This window comes from Streptomyces sp. NPDC054956, assembly GCF_053609185.1.
Genome location: NZ_JBSGXB010000504.1, coordinates 1 through 3,444, shown reverse-complemented (window position 1 = coordinate 3,444; position 3,444 = coordinate 1). Strand labels below are relative to the sequence as shown.

Genomic DNA, 3,444 nt, shown 5'->3' with positions numbered 1-3,444 from the left:
GGGCCGTCACCACTCCTCGTCTGTCCATTCGCCTATTGTGCGAGGTATGACTGAACAACTGGACGGGCCCGCGCCCTTGGAGCCCATGCCCACCGACTGGACGCGGGCGCTCGCGGTGGTGGCCCACCCCGACGACCTCGAGTACGGCTGCTCGGCGGCCATCGCGGACTGGACGGACGGCGGCCGGGAGGTCGTCTACCTGCTGGCGACGCGCGGCGAGGCGGGCATCGACACCATCGCCCCCGCCGCATGCGCCCCGCTGCGCGAGGCGGAGCAGCGCGCGAGCGCGGCGGTCGTCGGCGTGTCCACGGTGGAGTTCCTCGACTACCGGGACGGGGTGATCGAGTACAGCCTCGACCTGCGCCGGGACATCGCGGCAGCCATCCGCCGGCACCGTCCCGAGCTGGTCATCACCATGAACCACCGCGACACTTGGGGCGGCGCCGAGGGCGGCGGTTACTGGAACACCCCCGACCACAAGGCGGTCGGCCGCGCCACGCTCGACGCCGCGGGCGACGCCGGCAACCGCTGGATCTTTCCCGAACTCATCACCGAGCAGGGCCTGGAGCCGTGGGACGGGGTCCGCTGGGTCGCGGTGTCCGGCACCACGACGCCCACGCACGCGGCCGACGCCGGTCCGGGCATGGAGCGTTCGGTGAAGTCCCTGATGGAGCACAAGGCGTACATCGAGGTGCTGACCGACGAGGACCCGGAGACGTACGTGCGCGGCTTCCTGACGGGCAACGCCCAGATGGCGGCGGGCCGGTTCGGCGGCCGCCCGGCGGTGGCGTTCGAGGTCTTCCCGCGTTGAGGGGTGCGCCCTAGGGTGTCCGCGTGATCGACACCATCAGCACGGAGATCGCGGAGGGTGAGGAACGGATCCGTCTGGACGTCGCGGACGGGATCGCGGAACTCACCCTCTGCCGGCCGGACAAACTCAACGGCTGGAGCTGGGAGTCCACGCGCCAGCTGGGCCTGCTGGCGGACCGGATTCGCTTCGACCCGCAGGTGCGGGCGGTCCTGCTGCGGGCCGAGGGCCGGGCCTTCTGCGCGGGCATCGACGTGACGGCCCCCGGCGGTGCGATCACGGGGGAGTCGGCGGCCGGGCGCAACCGCAACTACTACGAGGGCATCCGCTGGGTCCACGAGCGCTTCGCGGTGCTCGCCCGGCTGCCGCAGCCCGTGGTGGCGGCCGTGCAGGGCTACTGCCTGGGGTTCGGGTTCGAGCTGGCACTGATGGCCGACATCCGGGTGGCGGCCGAGGACGCCGTCTTCGCGCTGCCCGAGGCCCAGTTGGGCGTGGCCGTCGACGCGGGCGGCGATCTGCGGATCGCCCGCGAGGCGGGCGCGGGCTGGGCGAAGTTCCTCGCGCTGACGGGCCGCCGCATCGACGCGGAGACCGCCCACCGCCTCAACCTCGTCCAACAGGTCGTCCCGCTCGGTGACTTGGAGTCCACGGCACGCTCCCTCGCCGCGGAGATCGCGGCCAACGCCCCGCTCGCGGTCCAGGGCATCAAGCGCGCGATCGACTCCTACGCGGACGCCGCCCTGCCCGCCGCGCTCGACCGCGTGGCGATGACGGCGGCCCTGACCCTCACCTCGGAGGACTCCCGCGAGGGCTACACCGCCAAGGCGGCGCGCCGGCCCCCGCACTTCACGGGTGGCTGAGGACGCGGCCGCGGCGGCCGGCTGCTCACTCCGCCAGGCGCAGCAGGGCGAGGGCGCGGGCGGAGACGTCCGGAAGGGGCTCGCAGCCGTCCTCCGAGGCCCAGTGTTCGAGGGCGACCGTGACCGCGTCGATGAGGCAGGCCGCCAGGACGCGGGTCTCCAGTGCGGACTCGGGACGGCCCGTACGGACCGCGAGGACCGGAATCAGCCGGTCCTGCATCGCGCGGGCGACCGCGAGCCAGCGCAGCCGGATCTCCGGGACGTCGCCCATCACCTGGATCAGCCGGGCCGTCTGGCCCGGGCCCTCGTACCGCGCGCCCGCCGTCGCGATGGTGAAGGAGGCCTGGACCGCCTCGGTCAGCGCTTCCGAGGCCGGGCGCAGGGCCAGCTCCTCGACCAGCCTGGCCACGCCGGCCGTCAGCACCGGGGTCAGCGCGTCCTCCTTGGCCGGGCAGTACCGGTAGAAGGTGCGGAGCGAGATGCCGGCCGACCGGGCGATGTCGTCGACGGTCGTGGCCTCGTACCCCCGCTCGGAGAACAACGCGGCGGCCGCCTCCGCGATCTCGTACCGCGTGGCCTCCCTGCGGCGTTCCGTCAGTGACGGGCGGCTGGTACCGGCCGTGCTCGCCGTGCTCACCGCGGAACCTCCGGGGTCGTGGGGATCGAGTGACCAATGTGCCATACCCCGCCGGCTTGGCGTGAGGTGCCGCAGGGGCACCTCACGCCATCGTGCCGACGGGACTTCACGGGGTGAACGGGCCGCGTCCCAACTGCTCGCGCACCGGCACCACTTCGGGGTTGACCAGTGCCCTGCGCTGCCAGTTCGCGCCGTCCACCACCAGGGTGTGGCCGGTGATGAAGCGGGCGTAGGGCGAGGCCAGGAAGGTGGCCGCCCAGCCCAGTTCGCGCGGCGCGCCGACCCGCAGCGCGGGCTGCCTGGAGTCCTTGGCGTCCGGAGCGGCCCGCTCCAGGCCGCCCCGGATGTCCGCGGTCATGTCCTCGTGCGGGAACAGCCCGGGGACCAGGCCGTTGATCTGGATGCCGTACGGTCCCCACTCGACGGCGAGTGTCTCCACGAGGTTCTTCACCCCGGCCTTGGCGGCGGCGCTGTGGGCGAATCCCGGCCCGCCCGTCCAGGCGTACGAGGCGCCGATGTTGACGATGGACCCGCAGCTGCCGGCCGCGAGGTGGCGGCGGCCGAACTCGCGGGTCACGAACCAGGTGCCGGTCAGGGTGATGTCGACCACCGCCCGCCAGGCGTTGGGGGACAAGTCCTCGGCGGGGCAGGGGAAGTTGGCGGCGGCGTTGTTGACGAGCACGTCCGGGGTCCGGCCGGACGCGGCCTCGGCCGCGTCGAAGACCTCGGCGACCCGCTCCGGGTCCCGGATGTCGCAGACGGCGGCCGTCACCCGTCCCGCGCCGGGTACGGCCGCCAGCTCCTCCTGGGCCGCCTTCAGCTGCTCGATCCGGCGCCCGGCGATCACCAGGTCGGCGCCGAGCCGGGCGAATTCGGTGGCAATGGCCTTGCCCAGTCCGGTTCCGCCGCCGGTCACGAGCACCAGCCGGCCGGTGAACGTACCGGGCGGCAGGGCGGCGGCGCCGAGCGGCGGCGGCGCGGGCAGCCCGCGCAAGGGGTTCTCCATGCGGCCCATCGATAGCGTGCGGGCGCCCAGATCGCCATGCCCGTGCCGCGGCGATCGTGCCGGGGACGGCCGGCCGCCGGTCCGATGCGCTCGTGCGGTCCGGCGCGCTCGCGCCGCATGTCCTCCGAAAGGG

General features: G+C 73.8%; 4 protein-coding genes. 2 read left to right on the top strand and 2 right to left on the bottom strand.

Features of this window, described 5'->3' with window-relative positions:
• Positions 1-46 precede the first annotated feature (46 nt).
• Both ACWGDE_RS37425 and ACWGDE_RS37420 read left to right on the top strand, forming a co-directional pair.
• Positions 47-811, top strand: coding sequence for a PIG-L deacetylase family protein (locus tag ACWGDE_RS37425; RefSeq protein WP_453393544.1), 765 nt, complete (start codon positions 47-49; stop codon positions 809-811).
• A 23-nt stretch (positions 812-834) separates the two neighbouring features.
• Positions 835-1,668 carry an enoyl-CoA hydratase/isomerase family protein gene (locus tag ACWGDE_RS37420; RefSeq protein ID WP_453393543.1) on the top strand — a complete coding sequence of 278 codons (834 nt, stop codon included), beginning with the start codon at positions 835-837 and terminating at the stop codon, positions 1,666-1,668.
• Positions 1,669-1,693: 25 nt separating this feature from the next.
• Here the strand turns inward: ACWGDE_RS37420 and ACWGDE_RS37415 are convergent, their stop codons facing one another.
• On the bottom strand, positions 1,694-2,305 hold the full coding sequence (locus tag ACWGDE_RS37415) for a TetR/AcrR family transcriptional regulator (protein ID WP_453393542.1): 612 nt from the start codon (positions 2,303-2,305) through the stop codon (positions 1,694-1,696).
• Positions 2,306-2,411: 106 nt separating this feature from the next.
• Complete coding sequence (locus ACWGDE_RS37410; RefSeq protein WP_453393541.1) at positions 2,412-3,311, bottom strand: SDR family oxidoreductase; 900 nt, start codon at positions 3,309-3,311, stop codon at positions 2,412-2,414.
• Positions 3,312-3,444: the final 133 nt, after the last annotated feature.